General features: G+C 50.8%; 12 protein-coding genes. 1 reads left to right on the forward strand and 11 read right to left on the reverse strand.

Going from position 1 to position 22,951, the window contains the following annotated elements; genetic code table 11:
* Positions 1 to 212: 212 nt before the first annotated feature.
* From ABLA33_RS03760 to ABLA33_RS03800, 9 genes are all read right to left on the reverse strand, one after another.
* A complete protein-coding gene (locus tag ABLA33_RS03760) occupies positions 213 to 3,755 on the reverse strand; it encodes a lamin tail domain-containing protein (RefSeq protein WP_347719296.1) in 3,543 nt (1,180 codons plus the stop codon).
* Positions 3,756 to 4,090: 335 nt separating this feature from the next.
* On the reverse strand, positions 4,091 to 4,354 hold the full coding sequence (locus ABLA33_RS03765; protein ID WP_311490279.1) for an HU family DNA-binding protein: 264 nt from the start codon (positions 4,352 to 4,354) through the stop codon (positions 4,091 to 4,093).
* A 244-nt stretch (positions 4,355 to 4,598) separates the two neighbouring features.
* The gene (locus tag ABLA33_RS03770; RefSeq protein ID WP_347719297.1) at positions 4,599 to 6,911 is read right to left on the reverse strand and encodes a two-component regulator propeller domain-containing protein; all 2,313 of its coding nucleotides are present in this window, start codon (positions 6,909 to 6,911) and stop codon (positions 4,599 to 4,601) included.
* A gap of 39 nt (positions 6,912 to 6,950) precedes the next feature.
* Entirely contained in the window at positions 6,951 to 7,535 is a 585-nt protein-coding gene (locus ABLA33_RS03775) for a non-canonical purine NTP diphosphatase (RefSeq protein WP_347719298.1), read from the reverse strand.
* Between the two features lie 11 nt (positions 7,536 to 7,546).
* A complete protein-coding gene (locus ABLA33_RS03780) occupies positions 7,547 to 8,359 on the reverse strand; it encodes a hypothetical protein (protein ID WP_347719299.1) in 813 nt (270 codons plus the stop codon).
* Positions 8,356 to 9,408 (reverse strand): YitT family protein, encoded by a 1,053-nt coding sequence (locus ABLA33_RS03785; protein WP_347719300.1) that lies wholly within the window; start codon positions 9,406 to 9,408, stop codon positions 8,356 to 8,358. The genes ABLA33_RS03780 and ABLA33_RS03785 overlap by 4 nt, the downstream gene beginning before the upstream one ends.
* Before the next feature lie 57 nt (positions 9,409 to 9,465).
* A complete protein-coding gene (gene leuS / locus ABLA33_RS03790) occupies positions 9,466 to 12,285 on the reverse strand; it encodes a leucine--tRNA ligase (RefSeq protein WP_347719301.1) in 2,820 nt (939 codons plus the stop codon).
* 330 nt (positions 12,286 to 12,615) lie between these two features.
* The gene (locus tag ABLA33_RS03795; RefSeq protein WP_347719302.1) at positions 12,616 to 16,146 is read right to left on the reverse strand and encodes a beta-N-acetylhexosaminidase; all 3,531 of its coding nucleotides are present in this window, start codon (positions 16,144 to 16,146) and stop codon (positions 12,616 to 12,618) included.
* 405 nt (positions 16,147 to 16,551) lie between these two features.
* Positions 16,552 to 17,544 carry a malate dehydrogenase gene (locus tag ABLA33_RS03800; protein WP_347719303.1) on the reverse strand — a complete coding sequence of 331 codons (993 nt, stop codon included), beginning with the start codon at positions 17,542 to 17,544 and terminating at the stop codon, positions 16,552 to 16,554.
* A gap of 181 nt (positions 17,545 to 17,725) precedes the next feature.
* Here ABLA33_RS03800 and ABLA33_RS03805 point away from each other — a divergent pair, with 181 nt between their 5' ends.
* Positions 17,726 to 20,023 (forward strand): M24 family metallopeptidase, encoded by a 2,298-nt coding sequence (locus ABLA33_RS03805; protein WP_347719304.1) that lies wholly within the window; start codon positions 17,726 to 17,728, stop codon positions 20,021 to 20,023.
* A gap of 138 nt (positions 20,024 to 20,161) precedes the next feature.
* Here the strand turns inward: ABLA33_RS03805 and ABLA33_RS03810 are convergent, their stop codons facing one another.
* On the reverse strand, positions 20,162 to 20,329 hold the full coding sequence (locus ABLA33_RS03810; protein WP_347719305.1) for a hypothetical protein: 168 nt from the start codon (positions 20,327 to 20,329) through the stop codon (positions 20,162 to 20,164).
* 649 nt (positions 20,330 to 20,978) lie between these two features.
* On the reverse strand, positions 20,979 to 22,784 hold the full coding sequence (gene typA, locus ABLA33_RS03815; RefSeq protein WP_347719306.1) for a translational GTPase TypA: 1,806 nt from the start codon (positions 22,782 to 22,784) through the stop codon (positions 20,979 to 20,981).
* Positions 22,785 to 22,951: the final 167 nt, after the last annotated feature.

Consider the following 22,951-nt stretch of genomic DNA (forward strand, 5'->3'; position numbering starts at 1 on the left):
ATACAATAAGGATGTCAGCTGATAGCCTTATTGCGTCAGCTCACAGGCTTATTGTAATGGAAGCTATATTATAAAGAGTAGCGGAAAAGGTGAGAATGCATATTTTTTTAGATACGGCTCTTGATGAGTGTGCTAACAATTGCAGTTGGGGACATAGAAAAAGCGCTGAAGTCTTCCAACTTCAGCGCTTTAGGTTAAGGATGGGATATGTGTTATTTTCGAATGAATTTCACGGAGCAGTAGTTGCCGTCGTTGTCACTCAGGCGAGCCACATAGATACCAACTGGTAGGTTGTTCACAGATTCTTGTGAGAAGCCTTCGGGGAGTTGGACAGTCTTCGAGGAAATCTTTTGTCCAGAGGCATTGAATATCTCCAGGCGGCAATGGGTATCGTATTCACTCTTGAGGGTCAAGGCCTGTCCGTCGAAGGCAATGCTTAAGCCTCCCATACGAGAGATGAGAGAAGGAAGGGAAGTTACCAAACTATTCTTATCATCGGCATAAGGTTCAGCATACATAGTGTAAATATTTGCTGCACCAATGGTTGGTTTATCCATCAGATAGGCCTGAGTGCCTCCATCAGGATAAAGTCCGATAGATTGATCTCCATTGTGTAGTTTATAGGTGAGCGTATCGCTCCAGGTACGATCCGCAGAAGTTAGCATCACATAGCCTTTTTCAGCCGCCAGTTTGAAGTTGGCATGCAACTGTTTTTTCTGAATGCGCTTAGAAGCCCATACCACGAGATGGCCATGAGGCGGAATGACGGTGTTGATACTATCTCCGCCAGAGATGCGGAAGAGCTCGGGGTTGCGGAAGTCGTTGGTGAGATACATACCTTCTACATTGAGAGGTTCATCTGTAGTGTTGTACAATTCTATCCAATCGTCTTTTTTTCCGTACTCATTGACAAAGACACTGTTTGAAGCACTGATTTCATTCACTTTCACTGGACGATTTTCAGTGTATGCCAAATCTTCAGCGTTGAGAGGTTCGAAACTTGCCACCAGTTCATAGCTCCCCTCTGCCGGCAGCTCATATACGGGATTCGTACTCACATAATCATTGTCCGTTGCCGAAGATTTTAGTTCGAGTGATGCGTCCCAATAAATATCGGAAGAAGGAGCTGAGACGTTGTGTACTTCAACAGCAATTACATTTTTCCCAGCTTTGAAGAGTTCCGGACTAATGGTTATCGTAGCCCTATCGTACTCGTCAGCGAAGGTAGAAGCGAAGTCGGTGTATGTAGGCGTTCCGGAGTTCATGTTGTGTCGTCCCACTTCTACTCCATTGAGATAGATTACGCACCCGTCATCCACGTTGAAGTTGAAGTTAAAGACATCGGTCGGCATTGGTCGAGCAGGGAGTGTGATGGTCTTTCTGAAATAGTAAGTAGGGATTTTGTTGGCAGCATCCGCACCATAGCTAATTTGCGTATTGAAGCCCGCCCCAGTTTTGGAGAAGCCCAACGGCGCGCGTCCTTGCTTCCATGAAGCACTATTATAGTTGGGTGCTTTCCAGTTTTGATCGTCCAGTGAGCCTTTATCGTAGAAGTCCCAGTTACTTTCTTTTTGAATGAGGTTGGAGGAATTGGGCTGTACATTCTTCCATCCCATGAAGCGATAGCCCGCAGGTGCTACGGCTTTGATCTGAATCGGCGAAAAGAGTGCACCTCTGAAGCTATTGGTTGGCACGGGTTGGTCATTGATCAGCAGTCGAGCCTCCGGCAGATTGGTAGAAAGATTCAGTTGTTCAGCTTCGACGCCATTGAGTTCCATCAAAGGATGAGCTTTCAGTTTGGCAATCATAGCCGCCTGACGTTCTGCCGTCAGTTTGTTTTTGATGGTTCCAGCAGAGCCCAGAGGAGAGATTCCCTCTGCAAACATAGCTTCTTTGACATTGTTGAGCAGACTGTCCACAATGTGCGTACAGCGACTAGGTTCGAAGACGCTACCTGAGATGATACAGAACGCATCTATAAAATGCTTACGGAAAGTAGCATTCTTAAGCATATTGCGGAATATGATGGTTGGCGCGAGTTCTCTTACGACAACGCTTCCAGGGCGTTCCACTGCAGTGTAGTACCTTTCTACGGTATTAAGCATCTTGTTCATATCACCGTCAAAAGCACTATCAAGGTCAAACATGACGTGGTGCCATTTGCTTCCCTCAGCTTTGCCTCTGAATCCTTTGATATTATTATGTCCCCAGTCGAGCGGTTCGAGATAGAGTAGCGAAGCCCAATAGTTGCAATACTCATCGATATCGACCATTTTGGTGATACGCTCGTACACACTGTCTTCTGTGCAACGCTCGGCCAGCTGTCGCCAAAGTTTGAAGCTGTCGTCCGTTCCAGCCATCTGTTGATAGCCCAGCGAGCCATCCATCTCGAATTGGTCTTGTTCGTCAGAAGACAAACCATAGTTAGCGAAAGAATAATGCTTATTATTCGGTTCACGAATATTCATCACACCGTTGTATTTCCCATTGACGTAGGTCAGAACGGGTTCGTAGGACTGTCCATCAATGTATAGTCCTGAAGAGAGGACAATAGTTTGCAGTGCAGGATCCTTAAAACGGCCGAAACTATCATTACCGCCTGAACGCATCTGCAAGGTTTTGTTGCGGATGAAAGGTTTGGCAGAAAAGAACGGATAGTCAAGCGTGTTCTCCCCATCATAGATATTGTTGGCTTTCAGCTTAAAGGAATGAGGCACATTACTCCTACTCCATCCTCCACAGATAGAAAGATTTGTTTCTTGTTTGAAGAGCGATTTGTTATCACGAGAGATAAGTTCCATGCTCACAGGTCTGTCCCAATCCATGTTCCAGTTGCGCGGTTCTACAGAGCCATTACCGGGTTTGCCATTAACACCTGTCACGAAAACGCCGAGCGAATCGCCATAGAGATTTTCGGGGGCTGACACTACGGAAAGGATGGGAAGCAAGTTTTGCTTATTGTCCTTAAAGAAAGAACGTGTCACCACATGGCTGGGAAGTTTACCCTCCTGAAAGAGACAAAAGCGGAACACAGCTGCATCGCTCACGGTGAAATGTCCGTCAGTAGATGTCTCACCATGCGTCCATGTTGGTGCTGAACCGTCCGTGGTGTAGCGCAGCGTAGTGTTTTGCGGAATCTTCACATCAAAGCTGATCGGGCCATTAATTCGCTGACTTGACACGCTCACTTCGGGCTTCTTCACACGTTTTTCGGCGAAGATACTTGTGGCATTCGTGCGGCCCGGCGTTGGCATAGCAGTTACAGCCCATTTGGTCCCGCCATCGGTTGTTCGTGCATAGGAAGTGCGACTCATAGCTTTGGGATATTTCTGCTGAGTGATAATAGTCCCATCGGCATCACTGATATACAGGGTTGCCCCTTTACTCTCCAACTCAAAGCCAATTTGCGACTCTGCATATTGACTATGATGGTCGAACCAGAGTGTGGCAAATCCTTTTGCAGGAATCATCCCCACAGACTTTTCAAGGGCCCATTTCTTCAAGTTCGTTGCATCATCACTGATGAAACAACGGCTCAAATCAACGGGTGAAGACGTAGGGTTATAGAGTTCAATCCACCCTCCATAATTAAACGAAGGATCCACGAACATATCCACATTGGAGGCCTGGATCTCGTTTATGACAATGCCTGAAGTTTTCGGGCCTTCATCGACCCCTATTTTCTTCAGATTTTGTGCCGCAAAAGAGCACATGGACACTTGGAGCATCCATCCAAAAAGTAAAAATTTTCTCATACAAGATAGTCTTTGTGTTTAGTTATCCTAACACTTAAAAAGATTCATGTTTTAATATATACCGCTGCAAAGTTACAGCGAATAATCTAAAATGCGAGAGTTTTATATTTATTTTATAGCAAAAACTTCTCTTTTGGGATATTCTCAACTGGGAATATTCTCTTGTCGGACGATGGCAGAAAGAAATAAAAACGCTCTAAAAAGACGAATCTTATTTATATACTTTTGGTGGGACGCTTCCCCCTTTTTAGGACTATATCAAATATAGTCCAGCACAGTTATATCAAGACACAAAAAAGGCTGGAGAAAGAGAAATCTCCAGCCTTTTTATTCATTTAGAATGCAAGTTCTGCACCTGCTTTGAACTTAACGACCTTCTTAGCAGCGATTGTCATCTTCTCGCCAGTTGCCGGGTTACGACCTTCGCGAGCAGCACGCTCTGAAACAGAGAAAGTACCGAAACCAACGAGAGCTACTTTGTCACCTTCTTTCATTGCACCTGCGATTGCTTCAAGAGTAGCATCGAGCGCTTTCTTAGCATCTGCCTGGCTCAGCTGAGCGTTCTCGGCGATAGCTTTAACTAATTCACTTTTGTTCATTGCTATTGTATTTTAAAAAATAATACTTATAAATTCCGTTAAATACAGGGCAAATATAAAGTAACTTAAAGAGTTGCACAAATTTTTCGTATATTTTCTACTAAAAAACATACCAAAATACACTTTTCACGGGAGAAATCTTACTTTATCTCTTATTTGCGAAGTTTTTTGAGCTTTGTTGATAAAACTCTTGCGGAGTACTCGTCACCCAAACTTTGAGGCGACGCGCACTCCGCAAAAGATGTTATATGATGGCCACTTTGGCCACTATGCCACTGCCTGCATCGGCGGTGACCACAAGGATGTAGTAGACTCCCGTTGCCACTCGCTGTCCGTTTTGGTTGCAAGCGTCCCACACGAAAGAGCCACCAATCGATCGGCCACCGGCTACTACCTGCCCGCCTGTGGTCATCACTTTCACTTCGGCGTTTTCTGTCAGTCCGGTGATGGTGATATTCCCTTGATAGTCAGGATGGACGGGGTTGGGATATACTTTCACCTGTTGCTCGTCGAGCTTCTGGGATGGTCGCGTGGCTTTGCCTTGATAGGAACACAAGCCTGCATCGGTGCCTATCATGACTTCGCCCGTCTCCGAATTGACCGCCAAGCTGTATATATTGTCGGAGAGTAGCGGCGTTTTAGCTGCTGTGAAATGCGCTAAGATTTTTGTTCCGTCGGGGCTTACGAGATACAAGCCGCTGCCGTAGGTTCCGAGCCACTTACGATTCGCGCCATCCACCGCTATGGCCGAAACAGCGACGTTGGCCAGCAAATAGTCGGCATAATTAGTGCCATCGTTGCGCGGCACTTTCACCTGCGTGATGGTAAAGTCCTCTTTGAACCAATCTGCTGGTTTTTCCACAACAAAGACGCCGTTTGCCGTTCCCACCCAAAGCCAGCCACTGCGATCCTGCGCAAGGGCATAGACACTTTGGAGATCCACCTGCGTTCCGTCCTCGTTGAGAGCGGCCGAACGGTAGCGCTCGACATCATCAGAAAGATTGGCGGGCGTACTATTGAAATTCAAGCAGAGAAGTCCCGACACATGATTGCTCACCGTACGGCGTGAAGCCACCCACAGGTTGTTGTTAGCATCAATCAGCGTACGCTCGAGCGTGGGAGCCATGCGCAGTGAGGGGGAATAGACTTTTGCCCAAGAACCATCGGCCAAGAGCACGCGCAAAACGGTGTCCACCTGATTATTAACCATCCAGAGATTGCCCTGCTTATCATAGCTCAAGCCATCCAAACGAATGTAGCGTTTATTCCCATCGGGCACGGCCGACTGAAGGGCGGCATTGTCGTTGGAATAGTATTTAAGGAATTGCTGGTTGCGGAACTCATACAGTCCCGTTGTGCTGGTGGCGAAATGGTGGGATGCATCGGCGGGGTCCTGAATGACGCTCGTTATATCGCGGTAGACCACGCCCGTTTTTGCCGCAATGCCGGTTTCTTGGAAGGAACTCCAACGATTGTTTTCATAGGCCATCAACGTGGCAGGATAGTGCACCCGATCGTAAGGGTCGAGACGACCGCCGGCCACCAGCAGGCGCGGGCCAGCATAATACATATAATAACAGAGGTCGCGCTTCGGACCGTAGCCACCTATGGATGTCTCCATTGCCTGAAAGGCACTTCCGCTGAGTTTGTAAGCTTGGAGCTGTCCCTCCGAAGTAGTCACCCAAAACGTTCCATTATTGGCACGACTGACTTGTTTCCACGACGCGTTGGCAGCATAACTCGAGAGTTGGTCGGGACGAGTGGCCTCACAGACATCCACCTCGGAAGCGTTGGCAAAGACCGCCTTCTGAGCATCGGCATAAAAAGAGGTGAAGACAGATGCCGAAAGCTGACTAACCGAGAGGTTCCCCGCAGCGGGCGACCCCGTGAGGGCATAGAGACCAGCGGCGGAGGAATAGAAAAGTCGGCCCGCAAACGGCATCAGCTGGAGAGCCGTTTCGCTGCGCGCCGTCCGCCAACGCGTGGCATCGGCGGGATTGTCGGAGAGCAGGCAATAAGTCAGTGCCCTATTCCGCGCGGCAAAGATTGCCCCATTGAAGATAGCCGCCGCACGGCAGTTGGTCCCCAAAACATAAGAACCCTTCACCTCCCTCTTCTTGAGGTCGATGACGACAACGCCCGTACTGGTGGCCAACGTCGCCCAGTCGCCCGCCACATTGAGGGCGTTGAGCTGTGCTGTACCGTCGCTGCTCGTTTTGAGCTGCGGGATGTTGAGGATGCGGCCATTGTCGAAGAGCAGGTCGATATTTGCGTTAGCATAGACCAAGACGAGGCAACGCTGCGTGGTGGAATAGCCCATCAGACTTATGGACTTATCGCTGAGCCCTGTTAGCTTCGTGAGTTGGCGCACCTCGGAGTCCGCTGGACTGTAAGAGAGCAAGTTGCCATCATAGAGGGCGTAGATGCGGTCGGCCGCAGGCTGATTGAAGATGCAGTTATGATAGGCCGGAAAGAGTGTCCAACCATCGGTGGCCGTGGCCGAAGCCGTGACGAACACAAGCAGCAGCGTGGCCAGAAGGATTGAGAGTTTGCGCATTCGGATAAGGATTGTGGTGAACGGGGAGGGGGTGGCGTTTTATTTCTCTTTGTTGAGAAACGCTACGAGCTTCGCAACAGCGCGGGCGCGGTGGCTGATGTTGTTTTTCACCTCAACGCCCAACTCGGCAAAGGTCTTGCCCGTTTGCTCGGGAGAGAAGACGGGGTCGTAGCCAAAGCCCTGTGTGCCGCGCTTCTCTGGAGCAATCGTTCCCTCAACGATGCCTTCGAAGAGGTGCTCCTCCCCTTTCTCTATTAACGCGATAACGGTGCGGAATCTTGCGCTGCGGTCCGATTTATTTTTCAGTTCTTCGAGCAAGAGGGCTGTGTTGGCCTCCGCATCGTGGCGATCGGGGTAGGCATAGCGGGCGGTGTGAACTCCCGGGCGACCACCGAGTGCGGTCACCTCCAGACCGGTGTCGTCGGCAAAGCAGTCGAGGCCGTAGTGGCTATAAACGTAGCGCGCCTTTATCAGCGCGTTACCTTCGAGGGTGTCAGCGGTTTCGGGAATATCGGTGTCGCAATGGATGTCGGCCAAACTGAGCAGTTCGATATGGTTGCCCAAGATGGCGCGTATTTCTTCGAGTTTGTGAGCGTTGTTAGTGGCAAAAACGAGGCGTTTCATATTCTGTTTCTTTAGGGGTGTGATGTTTTTACTATTTGGAGGGGAATGCCCGAAAGTTCTGCGGCCATATCGGAAAAGGACGACCAATAGCTGCCCAGGAGTTTCCGTGTGCGCGATAAGCAGAAGAGGTCGACCACGGCATCTTGCATACCAGCGAGCGTGTCGCGCCGAACGCTCTGAACGGGCTGCGTCACGATGCGATCTGGAAAAGCGTTTTCCAAACGGGCGCGGAGCGCGAGCGAATCGGTGGCGAGGAAGAAACGAACGTTGGCGTCGGCGTCCACCTCCCGCTGCATGGCGGAAAGAAAAGCTGCATCGGTGCTTTCGGCTATGGAGCGCACACTGTCGGTACGGCGAATGTGAACGCCCACGACTCTATCCTCGAACGTACGGCAGATGTCGTCGATGCGCTGCTGCAAAGCGGGGACGGGGTGCAGAAGTTGCGCGAAATGGGCGGAATATGGCTGGAGAACATAGCCCGTGGACACATATATATTATTATAGGTGTCGATGAGTCGCGGTAAACGGTTATCGGTGGCTCCATTGAAATTGACGAGTTGGAGGTCGTAGCAGGCGCGGCGCAACAAGGCGGGCAAGTGCAGGTTGCGGCGCGACTGCGGCACGTTCCACCAACGCCGCTCACCAATTAGGAGTGGAGTGAGCGGAGCCGTTGCGAAGAGGTCGGCAAAGTTGGCGCGACACTCGGCATTGCAGGCCCAGTCCACGCGCAGGCTGACATCGGGGCGAGAAAGCGTCAGGGCGGAGAGTACAACGCGAAGCCGGTTGCACAGTCCGCCCTGAGGAACTATCGTGACTTGTTTCATTTTTCCTTGCCAGGCTCGTAGCCGTTGAGAGTTGTCCATTCTGGCACCACGAGGCGCTCTTCTTCGGGCGTTGGGAGATTCTCGCGTTTCGGTGCAGCCTTGGCTTGGCGTTTGGCTTTTATGCGATCGAAGCCGTAACCGAAGACGCCGATAACTTTCGACTGACTGACGAAGGCTTCGGGGTCGATGTTCTGAATGAAACGGAAGATCTGTCCGCTTTCGCGCTTCTTGGCCAGCACCACAAGCACCTTGCGCGAAGCGTGGGTGTACCAGCCTTCACCATCGAGTACGGTCACGCCGCGCCCTGTAGAGGTGATGGCATCGGCAATATCGCCGTATTTGTTGGAGAAAATAAAGAACTGTACGGATTGTCGACCTCTATCCACCACGAAGTCCAGCAATATATTCGTAACGATCAGCGTGCAGTAGCCGTAGAGCAGTTGCGAGATATTGACAGTATTGAGGAGTATACTGGAGGAAATGATGAAGATGTCGACAAACATAATCACCTGCCCCAGTGTGACGTCTTTGTATTTGTTGATAATAGCTGCAATGATGTCCGTGCCGCCTGTAGAGCCGTTGGAGAGAAAGACGATGCCCAGACCGATACCTTCGCAGGACGCTCCGAGAACGGTACTCATAAACGCGTCCTTCCGAACAATCTGTGGCATATTCTTATAGATAATATCAAACTCTCCAGGGTGGGTCATACCAAAGTTGATCATGAAGTCGTGCCCTAACTGAAGGAACAGTGTAAGCATGAGAACTCCATAGATGGTCTTGATGCTGAACCGCCAGCCCATAATCTTCACCGAGAGTATGAGCAGGAACACATTGACGGAGAAATACGTCACGGCAATAGGAAGTCCGAAACCATAGAACAGGATCGAACCGATACCCGCAACGCCGCCCGACGTGATTTGATAAGGCAGCATGAAGCAGTTTACGCCCACAGCGTAGAGCGCGAGGCCGAAAGTGATAAACAAGTAGTCTTTCAGTTCCAAGAACACTTGCTCTTTCGTGACAACGGGTTTGTTAAAACCTAGCATAGCATTGTTTGAAGTAAGGAAGAGCCCCTCCCACTGGGGAGGAGCTTTGAGATGTTTTTATTTGATAACGATATTAACGATGCGTCCGGGCACTACGATAATCTTCACAATCTGCTTGCCATCGAGATAGCGAGCTGTGTTCTCGTTTTCGAGGGCGAGCTTCTCCACTTCCTCCTTCGGAGCTTCGGCGGCCACGTCGATGGTGAAGCGCGTCTTACCGTTGAAGGAGACGGACATGGTGATGGTGTCTTCCTTGAGGTAGCTCTCGTCAAACTCGGGCCAGGGGGCGTTGACCACACTCTCTGTGTGGCCGAGTCGGTGCCAGAGTTCCTCGCAGATGTAGGGGGCGAAGGGTGCGAGAAGGGCTACAAGCTGCTCTAACACTTTGCGACTGTGGCACTTCTGCTGTCCCAGCTCCGTTGTGGCTACCATAAAGGCCGGAATACTTGTGTTGTAGGAGAATTCCTCAATGTCTTCGCTCACTTTCTTGATGAGCTTGTGGAGGCTCTTGAGGTTGTCCTTCGTGGGCTCTGTCTCTTCGATGGTTTCAAAGAGGTTCCAGAAGCGGCGCAAGAATCGAGCGGAGCCGTCAACGCCGTTGCTGTCCCAGGGCTTACTCTGACTGATCGGGCCGAGGAACATCTCGTAGAGGCGGAGGGTGTCCGCGCCGTAGCGGTCTATAATGTCATCGGGGTTCACTACGTTGAACATCGACTTACTCATTTTCTCTACTGCCCAGCCGCATACGTATTTGCCATCTTCCAGCACAAATTCGGCTGTTTCAAATTCGGGGCGCCATTTGCGAAAGGCTTCGGTGTCGAGAATATCGTTCTCAACGATGTTTACATCCACGTGGAGGGGCGTTGTCTCATACTCGTCCTTGAGGCCGAGGCTCACAAACGTGTTGGTGTCTTTGATGCGGTACACGAAGTTGGAGCGGCCCTGAATCATACCCTGATTCACGAGTTTGCGGTAGGGTTCTTCCTCACAGCTCACGCCGTTGTCGTGGAGGAATTTGTTCCAGAATCGGCTGTAAATCAAATGGCCGGTGGCGTGTTCCGAACCGCCCACGTAGAGATCCACGTTGCGCCAATAGGCATCCACCTTCTCGTCCACAAGGGCTTTATCATTGCGGGGATCCATATAGCGGAGGTAATAGGCCGAACTGCCTGCAAAACCAGGCATCGTACTAAGTTCGATGGGGAAAACGGTTTTGTTGTCGATTTTCTCGTTTTCAACAACGCAGCGGTGCTCTTCGTCCCACGCCCAACGGGTGGCGTTGCCCAATGGAGGCTCACCGGTTTCGGTGGGGAGGAACTTTGTCACTTCGGGGAGCAGGATGGGGAGACAATCCTCGGGGATCATCTGCGGCATACCGTCCTTGTAGTAAACGGGGAATGGCTCGCCCCAATAGCGCTGACGACTGAAGATGGCGTCGCGCAGGCGATAGTTGATTTTCACACGACCCAGGTTGCGAGCGGTGACAAACTTCTTGGTGGCGGCGATGGCTTCTTTCACCGTCAGACCGTTCAGGCTGAAGCCTTCGAGGCTCTCAGTGCCAGCGGCAGGACTGTTGGTAACAGTTCCCTCCTTGGCGTCGAAACTCTCCTCGCTCACATCAGCCCCTTCAATAAGCGGGATGATGGGCAGGTTGAAGTGGCGCGCAAAGGCGTAGTCGCGGCTATCGTGCGCGGGTACTGCCATGATGGCTCCCGTGCCGTAGCCAGCCAGCACATAATCGCTGATCCACACGGGCACTTCTGCTCCGGTGAACGGATTGATGCCATACGAACCTGAGAACACACCCGTCACACGGCGGTCGGCAATGCGTTCGCGCTCGGTGCGTTTCTTCGTGGCCTCAACATATTCCTTCACAGCGGCTTGCTGCTCGGGCGTAGTGAGACGCTCCACGAGTTCGCTCTCGGGTGCTAACACCATGAACGTCACACCGAAGATAGTGTCGGCGCGCGTGGTGAAAATCGTGACGGGTTCTTCTTGCCCCTTGATGCGGAACTGCATTTCCGTGCCTTCGCTACGGCCAATCCAGTTGCGCTGTGTTTCTTTGATAGAGTCGCTCCAGTCGAGCGTGTCGAGACCGTCGAGCAGGCGTTGAGCGTATGCACTCACGCGCAAGCACCATTGCTTCATCTTCTGCTGCACCACGGGGTGGCCGCCGCGCTCGCTAACGCCATCGACCACTTCATCGTTGGCCAACACCGTTCCGAGGGCTGGACACCAGTTCACCATCGTTTCGCCCAGATAGGCGATGCGGTAGTTCATCAACACTTGCTGTTGCTTCACGCTGTCGTAGCTGTTCCACTCCTCAGCCGTGAAACTGAGTTCTTCGCTCTGAGCCACATCCAGTTCGGCCGTTCCCTTTTCGGCAAAGTGGGCCGTGAGGTGTTCGATGGGCTGTGCTGCCTGGCATTTGTTGCAATAGAACGAATTGAACATTTTGGTAAAGGCCCATTGCGTCCAGTGGTAGTACTGCGGGTCGCAGGTGCGTATTTCGCGGTCCCAGTCGAAGCTGAAACCAATCTTGTCAAGCTGTTCGCGATAGCGGGCAATGTTCTTCTCCGTGGTCACTGCCGGATGCTGCCCCGTTTGAATGGCATATTGTTCAGCGGGCAAACCATAGGCATCATAGCCCATAGGATTCAACACGTTGAAACCCTTCTGCCGCTTGTAGCGAGCATAGATGTCGCTGGCGATGTAGCCCAGCGGATGCCCCACATGAAGGCCTGCGCCAGAGGGATAGGGAAACATATTCAGTACGTAGAACTTGGGTTTCGACGCATCTATCTCAACGTGATACGTCTTATCCTTGGCCCATTGTTCGCGCCATTTTTTCTCGATTTCTCTAAAGTTATAATCCATTCTGATTATCGCGTTTTATTATTTGGGGGCTAAATTACTTGAAAGCCTGCACAAAGCAAAAGGATAAGCCACGATTTTCGGCCACGCGCTTATTGTATGCTCCAACTTTCTTACGCTTCGCTGCCTTCCAAGCGAGATATTGCCCCACAGAATAAGGCGGCTGAAAAATACAATAAGGCTGTCGGCTGACACAATAAGGAAGCCAGCGGATACAATAAGGGCGTCAGCTGACAGCCTTATTGTGTCAGCCAACGCCCTTATAGGAGAAATCGGTAGCTTTATGGGTGCCATCACCGTTCAAAGGCGGTGATGGCCCTTGTGGCTCTCGTGTTATTTCACAACCTTCTCGCCGTTGATGATGTAAACGCCAGAAGTGGGCGTCAACACGCGGCGGCCTTGCAGGTCGTAAGTCTTATTTTCTTTCTCGGTCTGCACGGTGGGAGTTTCAATACCTGTTGTCTTGCCTCTGCGCACAAAGTTCCAAACGCTTGCGCCCCAAGTGTAGGGTTTCAGCAGGACATTCTTCCAGGTGTTCACATTTGTGTACCAACCGTTCTGCGCATTCGGAACAACGATAGCGATGGCTTCGTTGCCTTGGTCCGTAGTGACGAGTTTCAATTCCCATGAATAAGCCTGTCCCAGCTTGACTCCCTGGTCTACTGCTGAAGAGGTCACATAGGCATAAGTATTTGTCAATTTATTGCGCAGGCGTACCGAACCGTTAGCTTGCTTCTCAATCACCCAGAGATAGCTATCGTTGTTCTCCACGAGGGTTTTGGACTTCACTTCCTTAGCAACGGCATCACCAGCGGCATATTGTGCGGTAAAATAGCCGTTTTGGATGTAATAATAGTAGTCGCTGCTCAAGCCGTCGAGCACAGAGGTGCGTTTCATTTTGCTGTACTGCTCGTAGAGGTCAGTATAGCGTTGGAAAGTTTCACGGCTCACGCTACCAGCAGCCACATCGGCCGTAGCAGGATCTACCACGGAAGAGCGGAGGAAGTTGAGGGCTTCGGCCGTAGGTTCGCCCACTTCGCCCGGACGACTATTGGAGAGAATGCGGTTTGCCTTGTTGACAAGACCTTGAAGCTGCGCCGTGAAATCCGTCACCTCCACGATGCGCCAGCAACCGGGATAGCAGAGAGCAGAGTCGGTGCCTGTCGTGGCAAAACCAGCCACATTCACAGAGAGCACGCCCTTGTTGCTACGCAGATTCAGGACACCGGCTTGATAGTCGTAGGGAGCGGTGGCCGTCATGGCTTTGCGCACGAACACAACGGTGGAATCCTTGGCGTTCAAGGCTGCTTTCGCATCCACATTGGCAAGTTGGAGTTTCTTTCCGTTGAAAACCGAACGGAGCACATAGCCTCCGCGCTGTTGCGGCTGGAAGAGGAAGAGTTCTTCGGGCTCTGTCTGCGGCGTGTAGTGGATCTTCAGATTATCACCTACAGTATAGAGCGTAGAACCTGCAAAGCGTTTACGATAGTAAGTAGAAGCGCTCACGAGCTGATAAACCTTGCCTGCCTCGGGGAGCTTCACGTCGGCTTTCTTGTAGTTGGCAATCTGCTGCGTGAGGACTGTGAGCTTGGCCACATTGGCTGTGTCGGCACGGAAAGCGTTGGCAGCCGCCTGCAAGAGGTTGAAGTCGGTCTGTGCGGGGTAGCCCACTGCGCCTGGATGGCTCTGCGCCAACAGTGTGTCGGCTTCGGTCAATGCTTTTTCAGCAGCTGTTTGTCGCGGTGTCTCAAAGAAATGTTTCGCGTAAGTGATTTTGAGTGCATCGAGCAAAGCTGCGTGAGTTTGCAAACGGAGGTAGAAATCAGTGAAACGGCGCTTTGCTTGTGGCAACCAAGACATTTCGCTGAGAGCCAGCAAGCGCGGATAGAGCTGATACTCGGCAGCAGCATTGTTGTTGCAACTCTCCGTCCAGAGACAGGCTTGCGCACCAAGCAGGAGCTTCTCCTTGCCGCTTACCATAGCCATGGGGTTCACGTTGTAAACTTTGTCAACGCTGTTCACGTATCCGTCGCCGTAGCCACCAATGTAGGGGGCGTCGATCTCGGTTTGAGCGGGCGACACCTGCAAGATGTCGAAATAGAGCGGGAAGGTGGGCGCGAAGATACTGGTGAAACCTTTCGCCACAGATGCTTTGATACGCTCGGGCGAAGAATATGCCATCACGACGGGCTTTACAGTGTACGAATTTTTCCAATGGTTGATAAGTTCGTCCCAAACTACCACATCGCGGCCGTATTCTGTCTTGAGCCAAGTGCCGAGGGTTTCAACGAGCCAGGGCTGGAGTTCTTCAACACCACTAAGACCTTCGTTTTTAATGCGGTCTTGGCATTGCTTGTTAGTACGCCAAACGGTGGTGGGGCACTCGTCGCCACCAAGGTGTATGTAGCGGCTGGGGAACACGTCCACGACGTGGCCAAGCACACACTTCAAGAAATCGATCACGCGGTCGTCGCCCACGTTGAGAACGTCGGTGCTGATACCTTTCTCAGCACGCACCGTGTAGTGCTTCGTTGAGTCGCACGATAGCCAGGGGTAAGCCGCTACGGCAGCCACCATGTGGCCCGGCATGTCAATTTCGGGGATAATTTCGATATTGCGAGCACGAGCGTAGTCCACAATCTCGCGCAAATCGTTGAGGGTGTAGAAACAACCGCGTCCGTACTCGGTATCGTCGAAGAAGTCAACGCCCTTAGTTGGGTCGTTGAGCGTCAGTGAGCGATTGCGCACTGCGCCAACGGTGGTCAAGCGCGGATATTCGGGAATCTCAATGCGCCAGCCCTGATCATCGGTCAAATGCCAGTGGAAACGATTGAGTTTGTAAACAGAAGCTGCATCGAGGAGTTTTTCCACTTCTTCTTTCGTGAAGAAATGGCGCGACACATCGAGCTGAAAGCCGCGGTAGCCAAGTTGTGGGGCATCCTGAATGGTCAGATAGGGCAATGTCCAAGCTGATTTATTGTCGAGCGTCTTACCATAGATGCTGCGCGGCAACAACTGTCGTAAGGTTTGTAGTGCATAAAAGACCCCACCGTATGCACCACCTTCAATCTTTACGCCGTCGGCCTTGATTGTCAGTCGGTAGGCTTCCTGACCGAGCGCAGAATTGATGGCAAGCGTAACGGCGGGGCTGTTCTGTCCCGCACCAGTAGTGGGTTGCTGTTCGAGGGTGGGCAAAGCGATACCCGAAGTGCGCTGCAAATCGTCAGCAAAGGTCTGGGCGAGCATCTTGAGGGAGTCGCCTGTGGCCACAATTCCTTTGAGCGTATTCACGAGCAATGTTCCTTCGCTCTTCACTACGGAAGCGGGGTAAGGAATAAGGGGAAGGGTGGCACTGGTAGAGTTCAAATTCTTTTCTTCCACAAAAGCCACTACGGAGTTGGCATCGCCGGGAGAATAGAACTTGATGGGATTACCAAGCCCCATACCGCCCCAAACATTGACACAGAGGTTGCCCGTTTCGCCGTGGGGCTTGAGGGTCAGTTCGCCCTGGAATGTGGGTATATCGAAGCGAGAATTGTTGCTGGCAGCATTGGCACAATAGAGTTCTGAACCCGAAGATCTACCAGCATAGGTCAGTGTCTGACCGAGTTGATTGGTGAGCGTGTAGCCTTGTGCGCTTGTGCCCTCCACTTTCCACAGCTGGTATTCGCGCCGAGCTGCGAAACTCGCGATACAAGGCTGACCAACGGAGGAGCCCGTCAGCACATAGTCGCCTTTGGTAAAGCGAAGGTAATACCAGACAGTTTTGCTGCTGGTACTGATGGTTGGGAAAGTGCCCGCCATAGCTTGGGGAGCAAAAAGCACCGCCATCAGAAAAAAGAACAGGTAAAGGTTTCTTTTCATTATAATTTGGTTTAGGTATTTGAATATTAGTTAGGTAATTTTTGCGATTAAGTGCACAAATGTACACTTTTGCTTACACACAACAAAACAATTTATTTCTTTTCGAGGCATATAATAGAAAAGTAGTTTTTATTCGCTCAAAAAACGAGCAAAAGAGGCAGATTTCGTCCGTCCTTATAGCCCCACAAAAATATCCTTATTGCGTTTGAAAATACAATAAGGCTGTCAGCTGACATCCTTATTGCGTCAGCTGACACAATAAGGATATTTTTCGCGCCACGGAAGCTCGCGCTCATGGGCTGTATTGAGCCAGTTTGCACAACAATCGCTTTTTCTGACAAAAGGACACAAAAAAGGGACACACCGAAGCGTGTCCCTTCTATCTTTAATGAATTGAATCGCGGATTAGAGATTCGGATTCATTTCTTTCCATTCTGCTACAGGAGGAATGATGCCGAGCTCAACAATCTCGTCGCGCATCTTGCAAAGATGCTCGTAAGATTTCTGCAAGCTTGCCAATTCGTCGGCAGTACCCTTCGGCTCAACGAAATGTACGCCCGTAGCGTCGATCGTTGTAGGCATAGCCATCATCACGTTCTTGAAACCGAGCGCGTCGTGGTTTACGTAGCAGCCTGCGGGCAAGGTGAACTTCTCGCCACCCATTGCAGCTTCAATCATCTTAACAGCGTTGTAAGCGGGGCTCTGGAAAGAGCTACGGCCACGAAGCTTGATAATGTTTGAACCGCCCTGAACTGTGCGGTGCTTAATGTCTTCCCACTTTTCGTCAGAGAGACCCATCTCGCTAAGGGGTTTACCCTCTACCTTTACCTGAGATGCGAAAACAGCCATCTGCTCGCCGTGACCACCGTAAGTATGAGCGCCAGTCACTTTGTCCTGCTGAACGCCGAATTCGAGAGCCAAAGCCTGCTGCAAACGAGTAGAGTCGAGCGCTGCGAGAGAGGTGAGCTGGTTGGGCTTCAAGCCGGAGTGGATCAGAGCTGTCAGAGCTGTTACGTCAGCGGGGTTGAAGATCACCACAACGTGCTTCACGTCTGGGCAGTACTTCTTGATGAAATCGCCGAACTCAGCTGCAATTTTGCAATTGCCCTTGAGGAGATCCTCACGAGTCATGCCTTCCTTGCGAGGAGCACCACCTGAAGAGATGATATACTTTGCGCCTGTGAAAGCTTCTTCGGGGTTAGTTGTCCATGTGATGTTTGCACCAGGGAAACCGCACTGAGCGATTTCGTCAGCTACACCGTGGAGACCCGGTTCAAAGATATCATACAGACAAACGTTGGGAGTTAAGCCGAGCATCAATACGCTCTGCACCATGTTTGAACCAATCATACCGCCAGCACCGACGATGACCAGTTTCTCATTACTTAAATATGCCATTGGTGTATAAATTAAAAAATTTGTTCGTTCAAAAGATGAGCATTTCTGCTCCTATTTGTAGATACCGCAAAAGTACCAAATTCTTTCGGGACTTTCACAAGGAATACTCTAATTTTTCTTATCGAAAGGCCAAAAGGATTTGCGCTTTTGTCGTTTTGATTAAAAAAATCGTAACTTCGGCATGAAAAAAATAAGGCGGAGAACCTCTCTGCCACCTAACAAATGCTTTCACAAAATCATCATGCTCAACGAAATCATAACAAAGCGCGTCGACGCTCTGCGCAACTGGATGGAACGCCACAATGCGCTCCAGGCTTTTATCATACCAACTGCCGACCCTCATAATTCTGAATATCTGGCCGACCATTGGAAGTGTCGGGAATGGCTTACGGGCTTCACGGGCTCGGCGGGTATTGCTGTGGTCACTAAGGATGCGGCGGCACTTTGGACAGATTCTCGCTACTGGTTGCAGGCGGCGGAACAGCTTGAGGGCACACCGTTCCAACTCATGCAGGATGGCGATGAGGGTGTGCCGACGCTGAAAGAATGGCTCAGCACCCAACTGCCTGCACGTGCCACAGTGGGCTGTTTCGGCGGCACAATAACGATGGCTGAATACACGGATTTGCTGGAGGATGCTTCCTACCAACTCACAGCTGCAGGGGAAGATCCTTTCGACGAACTTTGGACAAATCGCCCTGCCTTGCCGCAACGCCCCCTCGTATTGCAACCGCTGGAGTATACAGGTCTGTCAGTCGCTCAAAAGATAGAACTCATCTGGAAAAACATAAAGGAAAGCGAACCGCAGGCACTTCTGCTCTCGGATCTCTCTGAAATCGCCTGGACACTCAATTTAAGAGGCGACGACATCGAGTTTAACCCCGTCTTCATGAGTTATCTGCTCCTGCGCCGTAAGGGCAACAGCGTGCTTTTCGTAGATGAGCACCAGCTCACGCCTGCCGTCAGCGAATATCTCCAAGAAAACCACATAGAAGTACGTCCCTACGATGGTTGGAAAGACGCGTTTCAAACGGAGAAAGGCGGTATCGCTCTGCCCCATGAAACCAATGTTCTGGTTATGCACGCTGCGGTATCCACCCAGTCGAGATGTCCCTTTGTCTCTTCTCCCGTCCCCATGCTCCGCGCCATCAAAACACCTGCCGAACAGCAGGGATTCAGAAGAGCCATGGAGAAAGACGGCTGCGCCATGGTGAGATTTTTGGCAAAGTTAGAAGCCCCCTCCATCTCCCCCATAAGGGGGAGTGCTCAGCAAAGGACAAATGGGAAAAATGCCTTTCAAACAGCCTCGCCAGATATTTATGCTAAACTAAAAGAATATGCGCGAGAGAATCGAACACACGCAACTGAAGCCGAGGAAGCATTATGGCAAATGCTACAAGGTAAAAATTTAGGATTCGACTTTAGACGCCAACACATTATTGGAGACTTCATCGCCGACTTCGTTTGTTTGAAAAAGAATTTAATAATAGAAGTGGATGGAAAATACCATTCTAAAGAACAGCAAATAGAGATTGATGCTAACAGAACAGAGTTTCTCATTAGCAGAGGTTTCCGCGTTATTCGCTTCACCAATGAAGAAATAATTGCTAATACTGAAAGCGTTCTCAACAAAATACGTTTTGAACTCACAAAAGATGAATTTGGCCAGCTCACAGAATTGTCTATCGACTTCATGCTCACTTCCGAACGTGAAAAGGAAGAAGGTTTTTGTGGTCTCAGTTTTGCTACCATTGCTGCCTACGGCCCGCACGGAGCTATCGTACATTATGAAGCAACACCTCAAACCGCAGTATCGATTCCCTCACTGAGCACTCCCCCTCATGGGGGAGATGGAGGGGGCTTTTTACTCCTCGACAGCGGCGCACAGTATGTAGACGGCACTACGGACATCACGCGGACGCTGCCGTGCGGACCGCTTACCGATGAGGAGCGGAGAGTGTACACGCTCGTACTGAAAGGCCACATTGCTCTTTCGTCGGCTCGTTTCCCCATCGGTACTTCCGGACTGGAACTCGACTATGCCGCGCGCCGCGCTATGTGGCAGGAGGGGTACGACTTCGGGCACGGCACAGGACACGGCGTGGGTGCTCACCTCTGTGTACACGAAGGGCCTCATCAGATACGGAAAAACGTGCGCCAATGCACCCTCGTTGGTTTCCGTCCGGGCATGACCATCACGAACGAACCTGGTCTCTATGTGTCGGGTAAGTTTGGTGTGCGAATAGAGAACACGCTCCTCGTTGTCGACGATGGCGAAACCCCGTTTGGTCATTTCTGTCGATTCGAACCACTCACACTCTGCCCTATCGATCTGCGCCCCATCGTGCGCGAAATGCTCACGCCCGAAGAAATCTGCTGGCTCAATAACTACCACACCGAAGTGCGCCGCCGACTGCTCCCTCTCCTCCCCGACCCCGCCCATCGCGCATGGCTCGAAGAGGCCACAAGGGAGTTTTAAGCATTGATGAATGGAATAAGAAAATATCTTTGCGTCAGAAAGAAATATTTAGATGTATAAGAAGCTATAAGAAGCCCCTAGGCGCGTCGACAGACAGCATTCTTGGGGACTTCTTCATTTTATGAAGTCCTATTCTAACTAAAGAATAGCATAAGAAGAACCTTTTATCATCTTTGGCGTGCAGGACGCCGCCGCACTGAAAAGGTGGAGAGAGAAAGCTCGCACGAACAGCGGTGGGTGCTGTGCGATGCCGCCGGCGTCGGAGAGTTGTGATGTTGTCTGTCCACGGGTTCGCCCTTCGGGCATCACCCGCGGTTAAGCATGGGGTGTCCCCGCCGGGGACAGTGGGAGAGAACGCTATGTCACTGGGGAGGGTGGATGCTATAAGGGTGTGGGTTCATATCATTATGGGATTCTTAGGCGCGATAAGGGTGTAGGCGGAGAGCCTTATTCTAACCTCAAACGCAATAAGGGTGTGGGCTGACGCAATAAGGAAGTGAACTGACAGCCTTATTGTATTCTCAAACGCAATAAGGATATTGACGACTTGCTTTATTGCTTTTCTACTTCCTCGCTAGGAAGTTTTTGAAAAAAGCTGCAGAAACTTCATTATCTACTGTAAATCACTGATTATAAAAATACAGCGTCGATAAGAGGCTTCAGAAAATCTTCGCCAAAGCTTCATTCCCTGAATTTTCTTAAAATCTATTCAGAAATAGTGATGACGTGGTGACCACCTCCCCTATTTTTTCGCTCCTCACATCATAGCTATTGCCGTGCTAACTTATTCTCATCTGCAATAGCTCATAAAAAATCCGCAATGCCTATGGGGAGACATTGCGGATAAGGATTGTAGGCGGTCCAGAAATAGGCTGGAGCGTCGTTATTGTTATATGTAGAAATGCCGAAGTTCGCTCTTGACTCGAAAAAGGAGGGAGAGGCTGGCGGCGAACTACTATTCTTCCTCGCTCTTATTAGCGCGCTTGCGTGCCAGGTGGTCGAGAATCATCTTGCGCATACGCATCGACTTCGGCGTAACTTCAACAAATTCGTCTTCTTTAATATATTCGAGCGCTTCTTCCAAACTGAACACGATGGGCGGAATGATGCGCGCCTTCTCGTCAGTACCGGAGGCACGGACGTTGGTGAGCTGTTTGGCTTTTGTTACATTCACAACGAGGTCTTTGTCATGGACGTGCTCGCCCACAATTTGTCCGGCGTACACTTCGTCCTGCGGATTGATGAAGAAACGGCCACGATCCTGGAGTTTGTCAAGGGCGTAGGCGAATACCGTACCGCTTTCCATGGATATCATAGAACCATTGGTGCGGCGCTGAATCTCACCCTTGAACGGCTCATAGGTCTTGAAGCGGTGAGCCATGATGGCTTCGCCCTGACTGGCTGTGAGCACATTGGTACGCAGGCCGATGATGCCTCGAGAGGGAATGTTGAATTCTATATCCACGCGCTCGCCCAAGTTCTGCATACTGGTCATCTCGCCCTTACGGCGGGTCACCATGTCGATCATCTTAGAGCTGAACTCCTCGGGCACATTGATCGTCAGTTCCTCAATCGGTTCGCAACGCTTACCGTCGATTTCTTTATAGATCACCTGTGGCTGACCCACCTGCAGTTCGTAGCCCTCGCGGCGCATGGTCTCAACGAGGACAGAAAGATGGAGCACACCGCGTCCACTAACGAGCCATTTGTCGGCGTCGATTTGGTTGACGCGCAAAGCAAGGTCTTTCTCCAACTCGTGTTGCAAACGGTCGTTGATGTGGCGGCTGGTGCAGAACTTCCCTTCTTTACCGAAGAACGGACTATCGTTGATGGTGAACAACATAGACATGGTGGGTTCGTCGATAGCAATGGGCTCGAGCGCTTCAGGTTCGTTGAAATCGCAGATAGTATCTCCAATTTCGAAATTCTCCAAACCAACGATAGCACAAATATCGCCGCAATGCACTTCTTCGGTGCGCTTGCGTCCCATACCCTCAAAAGTGTGGAGCTCTTTGATCTTTGTTTTCTCTTGTGAACCGTCGCGATGAACAATCGTAACGTTCATGCCGTCCTGCAGCGTGCCGCGGTGAACACGTCCCACGGCGATACGTCCCGTATAATTGGAGTAGTCGAGACTTGTAATCAAAAGCTGTGGCGTTCCCTCATTCATGGGAGGAGCCGGTATTTCTTTCAGAATCTCATCCAGCAGGTAGTTGATATTGTCCGTCGGCGTACGCCAGTCAGCTCCCATCCAGTTGTTTTTGGCCGAACCATACACAACGGGGAAATTGAGCTGTTCCTCAGTAGCATCAAGGTCGCACATGAGGTCGAATACCATTTCGTACACTTCCTCGGGGCGGCAGTTGGGTTTGTCCACTTTGTTGACCACCACGATAGGCTTCAGTCCGATCTGCAAGGCTTTTTGGAGCACGAAGCGCGTTTGAGGCATCGGGCCTTCAAAGGCATCGACGAGCAAGATACAGCCGTCGGCCATATTGAGTACGCGCTCCACCTCTCCACCAAAGTCGGAGTGGCCCGGAGTATCAATAATATTGATTTTAGTGCCTTTATAGTTGATAGAGACATTCTTGGAGAGAATGGTGATACCTCGCTCTCGCTCCAACTCATTATTATCGAGGATTAGTTGACCCGTGGGCTGGTTTTCGCGGAAGAGGTTTCCGGCAAGCAGCATCTTGTCCACGAGCGTTGTCTTACCGTGGTCAACGTGGGCAATGATGGCGATGTTACGAATGTCTGTCATATTTTCTTTTATCTGATATTTACGGCTTTACAGGACTATTCCCGCCTGCCGTTTCTTTTCGGGGTGCAAAAGTACGAATTATTATTGGAAAGAAATAATAATCAACCCCATAAAAGCTTGAGGCAGTGGTATCCTTCTCTCCTTGAGAGGACGGCAAAAAACAAGAG

This window comes from uncultured Alloprevotella sp., assembly GCF_963536905.1.
Classification (GTDB): Bacteria; Bacteroidota; Bacteroidia; order Bacteroidales; family Bacteroidaceae; genus Alloprevotella.